Source organism: Thiobacillus denitrificans DSM 12475, from assembly GCF_000376425.1.
Classification (GTDB): domain Bacteria; phylum Pseudomonadota; class Gammaproteobacteria; order Burkholderiales; family Thiobacillaceae; genus Thiobacillus; species Thiobacillus denitrificans.
The window spans coordinates 38,794-52,992 of record NZ_AQWL01000005.1; the positions used below are offsets into that span (position 1 = coordinate 38,794).

A 14,199-nucleotide genomic window follows, 5' to 3' on the forward strand; every position below is an offset into this window, starting at 1 on the left:
ATGCGACGCGCACAGCGCTATTTCATTGCGCTCGTTGCCGCCCTCTTTCTCGCCGCGTGCGACCGCGCGCCGACGCTGCCCAAGCTCAGCCCGCACGACGTCATCGTCGCCTTCGGCGACAGCCTCACCCACGGCACCGGCGCCAGCGACGACACCGCCTACCCTGCTGTGCTGGCATCGCTCACCGGCCGCACCGTGATCAACGCCGGCGTGCCCGGCGACACTACGGACACGGGCTTGCAGCGCCTGCCCTCCGTACTGGATGAATACAAGCCGCGCCTGGTGCTGCTGTGTCTCGGCGGCAACGACATGCTGAGGAAGCAGCCCGCGGCCGCCACCGAGAACAACCTGCGATTGCTGGTGAAGACGATTCGCTCCAGTGGGGCGGAGGTGGTGCTGATCGGCGTGCCCGAACCGAAACTGTTCGGCGGCGCGCCGGATTTCTACACCCGTGTCGCCAGGGACATGAAGCTGCCGCTGGAAGACGAGGCCTTCGACGAAGTGCTGAAGGACAACCGGCTCAAGTCCGACCCGATCCATGCCAACGCCGCCGGCTATCGCGTAGTCGCCGAGCGGCTGGCCGAATTGCTGCGCGAGGCCGGGGCGTTGTGAATCAAAAACCTTTCATCTGCGAATGCCCTGAAGGGCATAAAGGACGCGAAGAAAAACACCCCGAATCATGACTCTTCCTGGGTTTTCTTCGCGTTTCTTCGCGTCCTTTATGCCCTTCAGGGTATTCGCGGATAGAAAAAGGTTTTCAGCATGAAGCCCATGCTCGCCTTGGCCCGCCGGATCGACGCACTGACCGAGCGCATCGGCCGCCTCGTCATCTGGCTGGTACTCGTCGCCACCCTGATTTCGGCGGGCAACGCGCTGATACGGTATGCACTCGGCGAAAGCTCGAATGCCTGGCTGGAAATCCAGTGGTACCTGTTCGGCGCGATGTTCCTGCTGGCGGCGGGCTACACGCTGAAGCACAACGGCCACGTGCGCATCGACATCGTCTACAACCGCTTCGGCCCGCGCGGGCAGGCCTGGATCGACCTCGCCGGCGGCCTACTGTTTCTGCTGCCGATGGCGTTGCTGCTGGCCTGGCTGGCCTGGCCGATGTTTTACGAAGCCTGGCAGACGCAGGAACACTCGCCCGACGCCGGCGGCCTCTTGCGCTGGCCGGTGAAGCTGCTGCTGCCGCTGGGTTTTGCCCTGCTCGCCCTGCAGGGGGTGGCCGAAGTCATCAAGCGCATCGGCGTGCTGTCCGGCCATCTCGCCCTCATCCGCGAAGCGCCCGAAGAGGAAGTCTGATGGAAGCCGGAATCCTGGCGCCGCTGATGTTCGCAGGCCTGGTGGTCTTCCTGCTGCTGGGCTATCCGGTGGCGTTCGCGCTCGCCGCCAACGGCCTGCTGTTCGCCGGCATCGGCATCATGGCCGGACTGTTCGACGTCTCGCTGCTGCACGCCCTGCCCGAGCGCGTCTACGGCATCGTCGCCAATCCCACCCTGCTGGCGATTCCTTTCTTCGCCTTCATGGGGCTGATCCTCGAACGCTCCGGCATGGCCGAGGACCTGCTCGACACCATCGGCCAGCTGTTCGGCTCATTGCGCGGCGGCCTCGCCTACGCGGTGATCCTGGTCGGCGGCCTCTTGGCCGCCACCACCGGCGTGGTCGCCGCCAGCGTCATCGCGATGGGCCTGATCTCGCTGCCGGTGATGCTGCGCTACGGCTACGACAAGCGGCTGGCTTCCGGCGTCATCGCCGCCTCCGGTACGCTGGCGCAGATCGTGCCGCCGTCGCTGGTGCTGATCGTGCTGGCCGATCAGCTCGGCGCCTCGGTCAGCGCCATGTACAAGGGCGCGCTCATCCCGGGCCTGGCGCTGGTCGCCCTGTATCTGGCCTATGTGTTTTTCGTGACGCTGACAAGGCCGCACGCCGCGCCCGCGCTGCCGGCCAGCGCGCGCACCCTGCGTGGTTCAGCCCTGCTACTGCGCGTCTTCACCACGCTGCTGCCGCCGCTGGTGCTGATCTTTCTGGTGCTCGGCACCATCTTCCTCGGCGTCGCCACCCCGACCGAGGGCGGCGCGATGGGCGCGGCCGGCGCGCTGCTGCTGGCGCTGGCGCGCGGGCGGCTCTCCCGTTTGCAGCTGACACAGGCGATGGACAGCACCACCAAGCTCACCACTTTTGTCATTTTCATCCTTATCGGTTCGACGATCTTCACCCTGGCGTTCCGCGGACTGGATGGGGACGTGTGGGTCGAGCACCTGTTCAACCAGCTGCCCGGCGGCGTGCTCGGCTTCCTCGTCGCGGTCAACCTGCTGGTGTTCGTGCTGGCGTTCTTCCTCGATTTCTTCGAGATCGCCTTCATCGCCGTGCCACTGCTGGGGCCGATTGCCTATAAATTGGGCATCGACCCGATCTGGTTCGGCGTGATGCTCGCTGTCAACATGCAGACCGCCTTCATGCACCCGCCGTTCGGCTTCGCCCTGTTCTACCTGAAGAGCGTCGCGCCGAAGCCGATCCGCACCGCCGACATCTACTGGGGCGCGATCCCCTTTCTCGCCATCCAGCTCGTCATGGTCGCGGTGGTGCTGGCTTTCCCGCAGGTCGTGCTGCGCGACGCGCCCGCAGACGCCAGCAGCGTGACCGAGATTCCCGTCGACGTCGATCCCGACGCCTATTACCTGCCGGCCGAGTGGCGTTGAAACCGGCCTGCCGCCGATGGCGGGAAACGTGAGAAAATGAACCGCTTCGCGCATTGCCTGTCACATGCGCGTCAATCGCGAACTTCAACACTCCAGGGACTGAATCCATGAGCGAACTCATCATCGAAGATATCGTCGTCGGCAGCGGCGACACCGCCAGCGCCGGCCAATTCGTATCGGTGCACTACACCGGCTGGCTCACCGACGGCCAGAAATTCGACTCCAGCGTCGACCGCAACGACCCGTTCGAGTTCAAGCTCGGCGCCGGCCAGGTCATTGCCGGCTGGGACCAGGGCGTGGCCGGCATGCAGATCGGCGGCAAGCGCAAGCTCACCATCCCGCCGCAGCTGGGTTATGGCGCACGTGGCGCCGGCGGCGTGATTCCACCGAACGCCACGCTGGTGTTCGAAGTGGAACTGCTGGGCGTCAACTAAAACCTTTTTTGTCCGCTAAGGACGCGAAGGAAAACCTTGAAGCATTTCTTCGCGTACCTTCGCGTCCTTCGCGGATAGATTTTCATGACCCACGCCCTGTTTTCCCACCGCAAGCACTGGGCGGCGCGCTTCGGCACCGCCCCTTTCCTGCCGATGTCGCGTGCCGAGATGGCCGCGCTCGGCTGGGACGCGTGCGACGTCATCCTGATCACCGGCGACGCCTACATCGACCATCCCAGCTTCGGCATGGCACTGATCGGGCGGCTGCTGGAAGCGCAGGGCTACCGCGTCGGCATCATCAGCCAGCCCGACTGGCATTCGGCCGAGCCGTTCCGCGCGCTCGGCCAGCCGACGCTGTACTTTGGCGTCACCGCCGGCAACATGGATTCGATGGTCAACCGCTATACGTCCGACCGCAAGATCCGCTCCGACGACGCCTACACCGCCAACGCCGAACCCAACAAGCGCCCTGATCGCGCTGTCACGGTGTACGCCCAGCGCTGCCGCGAGGCCTATCCCGGCACCCCGGTGATCATCGGCTCGATCGAGGCCAGCCTGCGCCGCATCGCGCATTACGACTACTGGTCCGACACCGTGCGCCGCTCGGTGCTGCCGGATTCGAAAGCGGATCTCCTGATCTTCGGCAACGCCGAGCGTGCGCTGCTGGATGTCACCCATCGCCTCGCCAGGGGCGAGAAGATCGGCGACATCCGCGACCTGCGCGGCACCGGCTTCATGGTGCCGCACGACTGGAAGCCGCCCACGCCGGAGGCGGGAATCGAAGGCGGCTCAAACTGGATCGAGGTGCTGTCGACCGAACTCGACACCCCCGGCGCCATCGACGCCCACGTCGATCCCTATGCGATGACGCCCAGCGCTCCCACCGCGCAGACGCCTGAAGGCAGCGCGCCGGTGCGCATCGTCCCCAAGGCCGAGCGCCTCGCCGCACGCCAGGAAGTGCGCGCGCGCACCGTGATCCGCCTGCCCGACTACGACCAGGTGAAGAACAACCCGGCGCTGTACGCGCATGCTTCCAGGGTCTTCCACCTCGAATCCAACCCCGGCAACGCCCGTGCGCTGCGCCAGGCGCACGGCGAGCGCGACGTCTGGCTGAACCCGCCGCCGATCCCTCTTTCGACGCAGGAGATGGACGCGGTGTACGACCTGCCCTACGCGCGCGCGCCGCACCCGAGCTATGGCGACGCGAAAATTCCGGCGTGGGAGATGATCCGCTTCTCGATCAACATCATGCGCGGCTGTTTCGGCGGCTGCACCTTCTGCTCGATCACCGAGCATGAGGGCCGCATCATCCAGAGCCGCTCCGAGGATTCGGTGATCCGCGAGATCGAAGCGATCCGCGACAAGACCCCCGGCTTCACCGGCGTCATTTCCGACCTCGGCGGACCGACCGCCAACATGTACCGCCTGGCGTGCAAGTCGAAGCAGATCGAGCAATCGTGCCGGCGGCTGTCCTGCGTGTTCCCCGACATCTGCGACAACCTCAACACCGACCACACGCCGCTGATCCACCTGTACCGCCGCGCGCGCCAGATTCCCGGGATCAAGAAAATCCAGATCAGCTCGGGTCTCAGATACGACCTCGCGGTGCGCTCGCCGGAATACGTCAAGGAGCTGGTGCAGCATCACGTCGGCGGCTACCTGAAGATAGCGCCCGAGCATACCGAAGCCGGCCCGCTGTCGAAGATGATGAAGCCCGGCATGGGCGCCTATGACCGCTTCAAGGAGATGTTCGAAGCCGCCTCCAGGGCGGTCGGCAAGAAGCAGTACCTGATTCCCTATTTCATCGCCGCCCACCCCGGCACCACCGACGAGGACATGCTCAATCTGGCCCTGTGGCTGAAGCAGCACGATTTCCGCCTCGACCAGGTGCAGACCTTCCTGCCGACGCCGATGGCGCTGGCGACGGCGATGTACCACACCGGGAAGAACCCGCTGAAGAAGGTGCTTGGCGGCAAGGCCGAAGCCGTGCCGGTGGTGCGCCAGGCCCGCACGCGCCGTCTGCACAAGGCCTTCCTGCGCTACCACGACCCCGACAACTGGCCGCTGCTGCGCGAAGCGTTGAAGGAAATGGGCCGCGAAGACCTCATCGGCAACAGCAAGAAGCACCTGATTCCGCTCTACCAGCCCGCCGGCACCGGCAGGCCGCCGGAAGGCGCGCGCGCGCCGCGCGCCGAAGGCGACAGCCGGGCCAAACCCAGCGCAACCCGACCCAATGCAGCCAAGTCAGGTGCGGGCAAACCCGTGTCGGTCAAAGCCACCCCGGACAAATCCGGCTCAAGCAAACCCGCATCGGGCAAACCCGCCCCCGCCGGCCGCGGCCGGCCCCCTCAAGTGCCCAAGCACCCCCTGAGCCAGCGTCGCGGTGGCGGCAAGTCGCGCTGAATTTTCCTGTAACTTGAATCTTGCCTCTTGAATCTGCCGTGACCCCCAGCGACATCCTCCGCGCCAAGCTCAACCTCGAAACCGCCCAGCTCGGCTGGCCCGAACTCGAACGCCACTTCGCGCGTGGCGATGTCATCAAGGTCGCCATTGGCGTGGACCTGGTCGATGCTGCCCTGCATGTCGCCGAGAACAACGCCGACACCGTGCAGGAATGGCTGGCCGAGGGCCGCATCGCCCGCGCCGAACTCGGCGACGCCGAGGACTGGCATGCGCGCCAGCCGCTGTTCTGGGCGGTGGTGGTGGCGCCCTGGGTGCTGGTGCAGGAAGTGGTCAAGCAAATCGAAAACTGAGCGTGCACCCTGGAATGCACACACAAAAAAGCCCGCGGTTGCGGGCTTTTTTTCGCACGTCAAACCGCTCAGGCGGCCAGACTGTCCTTCACCCGCAGCAGACGGGCGCGCGCTTCGGCCGCCACGCCATGGACTGCGGTGTTGGCGACCAGCTTGACCATGATGCCGGGATCGAGGAAGGACACCGTCACCTTGCCGTCGGCTTCCTCGCGCACCACGACGTTGCACGGCAGCAGCATGCCGACGTCGGGTTCGGCACTGATGGCCTGGTTCGCCAGCGGCGGATTGCAGGCGCCGAGGATGCGGTAGGGGCGCATGTCGACGTCGAGCTTGGCCTTCAGCGTGCTCTTCACGTCGATGTCGGTCAACACGCCGAAGCCTTCGGCCTTGAGGGCGGCGGTAACCTTGTCGATGGCTGCGTCGAAGGGGCCGCTGATCCGGGTGTCGAATCCATATTCGCTCATGTTGTTGCTCCTGGGTTGGGTGATTTCAATAGCGACATTTTACCTGCTCCGGGATGGCAGCGCCGGCAGTGTGTCAGGGTTCCAGCGATTGCTGCTCCATTTTCCACCACAGCTGGTACACCTCGTCGGACCACAGCGACTTGATGTAGGTCACCACGTCCTGCATTTCCGCTTCGGAAAGCGTGTCCTTCCACGCCGCCATTTTCCCCTGGCCTTGCGGGCTACCTTCGCGGATGACCTCCAGCAGCACCGCAGTGGGGTGGTGCCAGGCATGGGCGCTGTCGTCGAGCGGCGGCGGCGGGAAGTGGCCATCGGCGTCGCGGATGCGCCAGTCGCCGGGCTGTCCACGGCCGCCCACGCCGTGGCATTCGAGACAGTGTTTCTCGTAGATCACCTTGCCCCGCGTCACCTGCATCGGGTCGAGCTTGCGCTCGACCACGACCTCGCCGGTCTCGGCCTGCCCTGCCAGGGGCGTGCCGTCGCAGCCGGCCAGCCCGAGACCGACGACCAGGGTGGCGAAGATTTTCCATTTCAGGCTTTTCATGGGTTTTTCTCGTAGGGGAAGACAGGAGAGAGGGCGCGCCGCGCCTTAAGTTCCGCTTGGCCTGTTGTTCAGCAGCACGCCATCCAGCAGACGCCGCATGTTGCGGAAATGCGAGCCCTCCCAGTACACGCGTCCGCATTGGTCGCAGGTGGAGAAGCGTTCGTAATGCTCGCGCACCCTGGGCGGCAGGCGGTCGAGCACGCTCGCCTTGTCGACCGCACGCAGCGGTGCGTTGCAGTGCAGGCACAGCGTGAACGGCCGCGCGCTGCGCGCCAGGTCGAGCCGCTCGACGAGCTCGCGCAGTTGCGCCTCCGATTTCAGCGCGTGCACGTAACAGCCGCGCGTCACCGCACGCCGCTTCAGCAGTTCGCGGTCGCGCGTCAGCACGATGCGGCCGTCGTGCTCGCAGATCGCGACGATCTCGTCGTCGCGGAAATGGTTGTCGTACAGCGTGTCGAAGCCCAGCATGCGCAGCATGTGCGCCAGCCCGCCTAGATGCGCGTCGGCGACGAAGCGCGTTTCGCGCAAGGGATGCTCGCATGCCCGCAGCAAGGGCGTCACGTCCATCGCCTCGAAGCGCGGATACACCGCCACCCGGTCGCCGTCCGCCAGGATGCGGCCGAAGTCCACCGATTCGCCGTTGACCAGGATCAGCTCCACCTCGGTGTGCGGCACCCCCAGCGCCTCGATCATATGCTTGGTCGTCGCCGCCTGCGCGCACGGCACCGTGAACGCCTGCTTGCGCCGCCTGGGCGCGAGGAAGTCGTTCAGCTCTTCGTAGAAGCGGAAGGTGGCGGAGACCATGCGCGGACGCGCCTTCTTAAGGCGGCTATTCCCCGACCTGCTGCGCCCACAGCATGGCGTCGAGATGGAAGACGCTGACCCGCCAGATATCCAGCCCAACGGCTTGCGCGAGCTGGGCGACATTCTCGTTATCGGATTGCTCACAGGCGATGGCCAGGTCCAGGTAGGGCGCGTATTTCCCCTGTTGACGAAGCAGCACCTCGTCGACCGGCGGCGGCAGGCTGACCTGCTTCAGCACGGCCTCCATGGGCATCGACAGTACGACATCCAGCAGGGAGAACATGCCCGCCACGAACAGTTCGTCCCGCTCCTCAGCGGACAAGGCATGCTGCGCACAAAGCTCGGCCAGCCGCGCCCGGATCAGGGCGTTCTCCATCACCGCCCAGTCCAGCCCCGCTGCATCTCCGCTGGTGAACAGCAACAGGGTCAGCCAGCGATAGAGCTTCTGCCTGCCGAGCAGTATCAGCGCCTGCTCCAACGTGGCGATCTTGTGCGCCTGCCCCATTGCCGGGGAGTTGATGTAGCGCAGCAACTTGTAGGACAGCGCCAGGCTCTGCCTGAGCAGGGCGACCAGCTCGGACGTTTCTGCATCGCTGCGCAGCTTGTTCAACAGCTCCAGGATCCTGATGCGACCCGCGTCCATTTTCGGCGCATCCAGCTTCTCCCGGCTGGTGATGAAGGGCCCCTGATAACAGGCGAACGGCAGGTTGGCGCAGACGCGGTACTCCTCCATGGTCCGGATGTTGGTCGCCACGAAGCGGATTGCCGGGGCGACCCTGAGCGCGGCCTCGATCTGGTCGCTGATGACCGGGATATCGCTATTGCCGATGTCGATGAACAGGAAGTCCGCCAGTTCCAGGAAGGCCGTCATGCCCGGGCTGTCGTCGGCGGCGGCGCGCAGGCCGATGCGATATCCCAGCGTCTTCAGACAAGCCAGCCCGGCCAGGCTGGATTCCTGGTTGGCGACAAGCTGCGTGTTGGTGCCCACCACATACACGATGCCCTGCGGCTGCGGCTCGGCCAGGAAAGGCATGTCCAGCGAACTGACCGACACATCGACAAACGCCTGCCGGTGCACCAGCAGGCGCTGAATTCCCATGTCGTGCAGATTGCGTACCAGTACCTTGTCATACAGGCGCTGGATGCTGATGCTGGCGGCCCGCACCTGCGGGTTGATCTTGTACCCCAGGCTCAGGCCATACCCCGCCACGCGCCTGTCCTTTCCCAGCACCGTCTCGCGGTACACGATCGCCTTGGCCGGCGGCGGCGCCAGCGGGCTGCTCGAATGGGTCACCACCCTGACCGGTGTCTTGTTCACCTCGCCCGCCAGCGGTGCCACCGCGTTCAGCTTGCGAAAGGCCGCCTGTTCGCGCCGCGACGGGAACAGGCGGCTTCCATGCTCCACCTCGCTGCGCAGCCTGGCCTTCCTACCCATCAACATTCTGACAAAACGATCCAGCATCCAGACCCCATCAGGCATTCATTCGTTCGGTTCTTTTCAAAGCCCAGGCTTCATGGTCTTGCTGCTCGGCAACAGCGAAAAGTATCGGCAACCCCACGCCGGCTATTGTCGCCCAAGTCCGCCCGGAAAAGCCGGGAGATCAATCCGGTGTCGCCGGAATGCCGGATGCAAAAACGCCACCTCGAAGGTGGCGTTTGCTCGGGGCCCCGCAGATCAGTTCCGGGTTTTTGTTGGGTTGGCCGCCTTGGGCGGCGTGATGAACGATCCCGCCGGAACGGCTACCTGTTTCGGCTTCTTGGGTTTTTTGGCTTCCTTGTTTCCACGTAACTGGCCTTTTGCCATGGTGATTCTCCTTGCAGTGGCTTTCGAAGTGTCGGACTGGGTTTGATAAATCCCGCGAGCACAACACGGGTTGATCATAGACCGATGCGCGGGAATAGGTGGGTTTATGTTTAAACCCGTCGCGAACAATCAATCGCGCCTGGCAGGCCGTCCGCCGCACCACCCGTTTTGCCGAGAGGAGGGAGACACTGCTGACGACACACCGGTACTCGTGACCCAACCCGGGTCAGCTCAGATGCCCTATCCACACGTCCGTCTCATTCCCGGTCATTGGGCGCATCCCGCGATGGGATGCGCGCAATCCATGCCATCAGCGCCAGGCCGCCCATGGCCATTCCAAGCTTAGCCAGCCAGCCGGGGATGAAAAAGCCGACGGAAATTGCGAAGCTCAGTGCGATCAGTATGAGCGCGATGCGCTTGGCGCGATACGGTATCGCGCGGTGCTCGCGCCATTCGCGGATAAGCGGCCCAAAATGCGCATGGCTCAGCAGCCAGTCGAAGATGCGGCGCGACGAGCGGGCGTAGCAGGCGGCGGCGAGCAGCAGAAAAGGCGTCGTCGGCAGCACCGGCAGGAAGAGGCCGGCCACGCCAAGTCCGAGGAACAGCGTGCCCAGGGCAGCGAACACCAGCCGCACTGGTAAGACGTGGCGGTGCAGGTGGGTGTCGGGCCTGGAAGGCGATCCGCGCATCGTCACCTCCCGCGCATGGATGAGGGTGAAATATGACACCCCTTACTCACTTTCCGGCAGAAGGGGCACATTACGAGGCGATCAGGTGCTGGCTCTTTGGCGTAGCTGGCGAGGAAGACGCGTTGCGTTTTTGGATGCGCTTGAATAATGTCCGTCAAGGCCGGTCATTCCGGCTGCGGCAGGGAGAAGCGGGGTGTGAGAAGGGTTGCGCGTGATGTCCACCCTGAACTGGCCTGGACCGCCCCAGGGCGGCCCAGGCTTTAATTCAAGCTACTTTTTTCAGCGCTTTCTTCAGCGACTTGACCTTCTTCTCATGCTTCTCGATCTTGGCTTCACGAGCCTTGATTTCCTGTTTGCAGGATTTGGCGGATTGCTTGGTAGTTGCTGCTTTCTTTGACATGAAATGTCTCCTTTGCTTTTCCGGGCTATTCGGTGGGCTTGTGCTTCTTGATGAACCCACGAATGAACTGCCTGATTTCGCGAGCGCTGGAGGTATCCAGTTGTTCGCATACCTGCATGAACTGCTCGCGCTCGATGCTGCTGATACGAATCAGCAATTGGCTATCTTTCTTGTTGAGCTTCACCTTCTTTGGCCTATCGGACATGGCTGATACCCGCGTGGAAAGTGAAACCCAAAGCAGAAAGATATCTACATTGTATATACATTTTTAATTCATGCAAGTTGTCGGGCCCGGGGTATCGGTACCGCCCGCCCACCGGTCACTCGTACTGGCGGCGAGAGGTGCGCATCCATCTTCGGCAACGGCGCTCCGCATTCCCGTCGCGTAGATCAAGAACGATACCGGAATCGATAAGAGGCCAGGCTCGCAATAAAATCCCCCCCGCTGTTGCCACACGTCAAATCAAACCCGGCTCGCTGTCTGCCGCATCATATCCGCCGCGAACCGCATCGCCATCTTCACCGGCAACGGCAACGGCGCGCCGCCGTGGTCGACGGCGGTCTGCGCGTGCCGGGCTTCGTCAAGCTTCATCTGCTCGACCACGGCGCGGCTCTTCGCGTCGGCCTCGGGCAGCTTCTGCAGGTGACCATCGAGGTGTGCTTCGACCTGGCGCTCGGTCTCGGCAAGGAAGCCGAGATTCCATTTGTCGCCCAGGAGGCCGGCGACCACACCCATTCCAAAAGCGCCACCGAACCACAGCGGATTGAGCAGGCTCTTGCGGCCACCGAGCTCGTTGATGCGCTGCTCGCACCAGGCGAGGTGGTCGGTCTCTTCGCGCGCGGCGCGGTCGAGTTCCGCGCGTACCGCTTCGTTCTTTGCGGTGAGCGCCTGGCCGGCGTAGAGCGCCTGGGCGCAGACTTCGCCGACATGGTTGACGCGCATCAGGGCGGCGGCCTGGGCTTTCTCCGCTTCGGAGAGTCCGGCCTCGGGGCCGGCGCCGGGATAGGGGCGGCCGGCATGCGGACTGGCGAAGACGGCACGCAAACCCAAATCGAAGATGGTGATGAGCTGGTCGAGTCGGTTCATGGCTATTTCACGTAGTAATTGAAGTTCGAATACGCGGCTTCGGCGACCTTGAACCACTGGAATTCGGTGTCGCGGAACTGCTTCCACGAGCGGTAAATGGCGGCGAAGTCGGGATTGATTTTCGCCTCTTGCTCGTACATCGCAAAGGTGGCGCGGCGGGCGGCCAGCATCACGTCCTTGGGGTAGGGGTGCAGCTTGACGCCCTGCCCGACCAGGCGCAGCAGCGCGGGCGGGTTCCTGGCGTCGTATTGCGCCAGCATCAACTGGTTGGCTTCGAAGGTGGCGGCCTCGAAGGCCTGGCGGTACTGCTCGGGCAGCGTTTTCCAGCTGTCCTGGTTGACGTAGAAAGAGAGCTGCGGCCCGCCCTCCCACCAGCCGGGATAGTAGTAGTGCCGGGCGATCTTGTGGAAGCCGAGCTTCTCGTCATCGTACGGCCCCACCCATTCGGCGGCGTCGAGCGCGCCGCGTTCCAGCGCGGGGTAGATTTCGCCACCGGGCAGGGTTTGCGGCACCGCGCCGAGCTTCGCCATGATCTGGCCGCCGAGGCCGGGGATACGCATTTTCAGGCCGCGCAGATCGGCCAGCGACTTGATCTCCTTGCGGAACCAGCCGCCCATCTGGGTGCCGGTGTTGCCGCCGGGAAACTGCAGCACGTTGTACTTGGCGTAGAGCGCACGCAGCGCCGAAAGGCCGCCGCCGGCGTACATCCAGGCGTTCTGCTGGCGCGCCGTGAGGCCGAACGGCACTGCGCAATCGAAGGCCAGGGCAAGGTTCTTGCCGACGTAGTAGTAGCCCGCCGAATGTCCGCATTCGGCGGTGCCGTTGCCGACTGCGTCGAGCACCTGCAGGCCGGGCACCAGTTCGCCGCCGGCAAACACGCGGATCTGGAATTGGCCGCCGGTCAGGGCGGCCACCCGCTTGCTGAGCATTTCGGCCGCGCTGTAGAGGATGTCCAGGCTCTTGGGGAAGCTCGACGCCAGCCGCCAGCGGATCGCCGGCCGCGGGCCGGATTCGGCCAGAGCCGCCTGCGCGGCGGCCAGCGGCAGCATGGCGGCCGCGCCCGCGCCCGCCAGGAAATCTCGTCTTTGCATGGATTTGCTCCGGTTTTGGCCGATTATACGAGCCGCTGCAAAAACCGCCGCGTGTTAAAATGCGCCCCTTTCCTGCCTAGCCCGACTGCCATGTTCAACCGCCAAGACACCCTCGCCAAGACCGATCCCGACCTGTGGGCGGCGATCCAGAAAGAAGACCAGCGCCAGCAGGATCACATCGAGCTGATCGCGTCGGAAAACTACACCAGCCCGGCGGTGATGGAAGCGCAGGGCTCGCAGCTCACCAACAAGTACGCCGAGGGCTACCCCGGCAAGCGCTACTACGGCGGCTGCGAATACGTCGACATTGCCGAGCAGCTGGCGATCGACCGCGTCAAGGCGCTGTTCGGCGCAGAAGCCGCCAACGTGCAGCCCAACTCCGGCTCGCAGGCCAACCAGGCGGTGTTCATGGCGTTCCTCAAGCCTGGCGACACCATCATGGGCATGAGCCTGGCCGAAGGCGGCCACCTCACCCACGGCATGGCGCTCAACATGAGCGGCAAGTGGTTCAACGCCGTCGCCTACGGCCTCGACGAAAAAGAGGAAATCGACTACGAACAGATGGAGCGCCTGGCGCGCGAGCACAAGCCGAAATTGATCATCGCCGGCGCCTCGGCCTATGCGCTGCGCATCGACTTCGAGCGCTTCGCCAAAATCGCCAAGGAGATCGGCGCGATCTTCATGGTCGACATGGCGCACTACGCCGGCCTCATCGCCGCAGGCGTCTATCCCAACCCGGTGCCGCATGCCGACGTGGTGACCTCGACCACCCACAAGACCCTGCGCGGCCCGCGCGGCGGCATCATTCTGATGCGCGCCGAGCACGAAAAGGCGATCAACTCGGCGATCTTCCCCGGCCTGCAGGGCGGCCCGCTGATGCACGTCATCGCCGGCAAGGCGGTGGCGTTCAAGGAAGCGTCATCCAAGGAATTCAAGCACTACCAGGAGCAGGTCATCGCCAACGCGCTGGTGATGTGCAAGGTACTGGTCGAACGCGGCCTGCGCATCATCTCCGGCCGCACCGAAAGCCACCTCTTCCTGGTCGACCTGCGCGCCAAGAACCTCACCGGCAAGGAAGCCGAGGCACTCCTGGGCCGCGCCCACATCACGGTCAACAAGAACGCCATCCCCAACGACCCGCAGAAGCCCTTCGTCACCAGCGGCATCCGCATCGGCACCCCGGCGATGACCACACGCGGCTTCATGGAACTGGAAGCCGAGCAGCTCGCCCATCTGATCGCCGACGTGCTCGACGCACCGGCCGACGAGACGGTGATCGAACGGGTGAAGGGCGAGGTGGCGAAGCTGACGGCCAAATTCCCGGTTTACGGTTGAGCTGGTCGAGCCGGATGAAATCCCCTGGAAACCGTAGCGAGTGCAGCCAGGTTGGACGCGGCCAGCGCGCAGGAACCGGAATGTACATAAAAGTA

At 64.4% G+C, this 14,199-nt stretch carries 17 protein-coding genes; 7 read left to right on the forward strand and 10 right to left on the reverse strand.

Annotated features, from left to right (window positions below):
- The 6 genes from B059_RS0108925 to B059_RS0108950 all read left to right on the forward strand — a co-directional run bounded on the left by B059_RS0108925 (window position 1) and on the right by B059_RS0108950 (window position 5,886).
- Window positions 1-612 (forward strand): arylesterase, encoded by a 612-nt coding sequence (locus tag B059_RS0108925; protein ID WP_018077901.1) that lies wholly within the window; start codon window positions 1-3, stop codon window positions 610-612.
- Window positions 613-762: 150 nt separating this feature from the next.
- Entirely contained in the window at window positions 763-1,302 is a 540-nt protein-coding gene (locus B059_RS0108930; protein WP_026177406.1) for a TRAP transporter small permease subunit, read from the forward strand.
- Window positions 1,302-2,699: a TRAP transporter large permease gene (locus B059_RS0108935; protein ID WP_018077903.1), complete on the forward strand. Its 1,398-nt coding sequence runs from the start codon at window positions 1,302-1,304 to the stop codon at window positions 2,697-2,699. Before B059_RS0108930 ends, B059_RS0108935 begins: the two co-directional genes overlap by 1 nt.
- A gap of 107 nt (window positions 2,700-2,806) precedes the next feature.
- The gene (locus tag B059_RS0108940) at window positions 2,807-3,133 is read left to right on the forward strand and encodes an FKBP-type peptidyl-prolyl cis-trans isomerase (protein WP_018077904.1); all 327 of its coding nucleotides are present in this window, start codon (window positions 2,807-2,809) and stop codon (window positions 3,131-3,133) included.
- Between the two features lie 84 nt (window positions 3,134-3,217).
- Window positions 3,218-5,536, forward strand: a complete 2,319-nt coding sequence (locus B059_RS0108945) for a YgiQ family radical SAM protein (RefSeq protein ID WP_018077905.1) — start codon at window positions 3,218-3,220, stop codon at window positions 5,534-5,536.
- A gap of 38 nt (window positions 5,537-5,574) precedes the next feature.
- A complete protein-coding gene (locus B059_RS0108950; RefSeq protein ID WP_018077906.1) occupies window positions 5,575-5,886 on the forward strand; it encodes a DUF2288 domain-containing protein in 312 nt (103 codons plus the stop codon).
- Window positions 5,887-5,954: 68 nt separating this feature from the next.
- On the opposite strand, the gene B059_RS0108955 is transcribed toward B059_RS0108950, so the two are convergent.
- The 10 genes from B059_RS0108955 to B059_RS0108995 form a co-directional block, all read right to left on the reverse strand.
- Window positions 5,955-6,350, reverse strand: coding sequence for a DUF302 domain-containing protein (locus B059_RS0108955; protein WP_018077907.1), 396 nt, complete (start codon window positions 6,348-6,350; stop codon window positions 5,955-5,957).
- A gap of 73 nt (window positions 6,351-6,423) precedes the next feature.
- Entirely contained in the window at window positions 6,424-6,894 is a 471-nt protein-coding gene (locus B059_RS0108960; RefSeq protein ID WP_018077908.1) for a c-type cytochrome, read from the reverse strand.
- 45 nt (window positions 6,895-6,939) lie between these two features.
- On the reverse strand, window positions 6,940-7,698 hold the full coding sequence (locus tag B059_RS0108965; protein WP_018077909.1) for a Mut7-C RNAse domain-containing protein: 759 nt from the start codon (window positions 7,696-7,698) through the stop codon (window positions 6,940-6,942).
- A gap of 25 nt (window positions 7,699-7,723) precedes the next feature.
- Window positions 7,724-9,178, reverse strand: a complete 1,455-nt coding sequence (locus B059_RS0108970; RefSeq protein WP_157273660.1) for an EAL and HDOD domain-containing protein — start codon at window positions 9,176-9,178, stop codon at window positions 7,724-7,726.
- A 195-nt stretch (window positions 9,179-9,373) separates the two neighbouring features.
- Entirely contained in the window at window positions 9,374-9,502 is a 129-nt protein-coding gene (locus B059_RS21640; protein ID WP_272867460.1) for a hypothetical protein, read from the reverse strand.
- Between the two features lie 257 nt (window positions 9,503-9,759).
- Window positions 9,760-10,191: a YbaN family protein gene (locus B059_RS0108975; RefSeq protein ID WP_026177407.1), complete on the reverse strand. Its 432-nt coding sequence runs from the start codon at window positions 10,189-10,191 to the stop codon at window positions 9,760-9,762.
- A 265-nt stretch (window positions 10,192-10,456) separates the two neighbouring features.
- Complete coding sequence (locus tag B059_RS21645; RefSeq protein ID WP_018077912.1) at window positions 10,457-10,591, reverse strand: hypothetical protein; 135 nt, start codon at window positions 10,589-10,591, stop codon at window positions 10,457-10,459.
- 25 nt (window positions 10,592-10,616) lie between these two features.
- The gene (locus tag B059_RS0108985) at window positions 10,617-10,796 is read right to left on the reverse strand and encodes a hypothetical protein (RefSeq protein WP_018077913.1); all 180 of its coding nucleotides are present in this window, start codon (window positions 10,794-10,796) and stop codon (window positions 10,617-10,619) included.
- Window positions 10,797-11,054: 258 nt separating this feature from the next.
- Window positions 11,055-11,678 (reverse strand): 2-polyprenyl-3-methyl-6-methoxy-1,4-benzoquinone monooxygenase, encoded by a 624-nt coding sequence (coq7, locus tag B059_RS0108990; protein ID WP_018077914.1) that lies wholly within the window; start codon window positions 11,676-11,678, stop codon window positions 11,055-11,057.
- Window positions 11,679-11,680: 2 nt separating this feature from the next.
- A complete protein-coding gene (locus B059_RS0108995; RefSeq protein ID WP_018077915.1) occupies window positions 11,681-12,769 on the reverse strand; it encodes a TRAP transporter substrate-binding protein in 1,089 nt (362 codons plus the stop codon).
- A gap of 90 nt (window positions 12,770-12,859) precedes the next feature.
- Between B059_RS0108995 and glyA the strand changes: the two genes are divergently transcribed.
- Window positions 12,860-14,104 carry a serine hydroxymethyltransferase gene (gene glyA, locus B059_RS0109000; RefSeq protein WP_018077916.1) on the forward strand — a complete coding sequence of 415 codons (1,245 nt, stop codon included), beginning with the start codon at window positions 12,860-12,862 and terminating at the stop codon, window positions 14,102-14,104.
- Window positions 14,105-14,199: the final 95 nt, after the last annotated feature.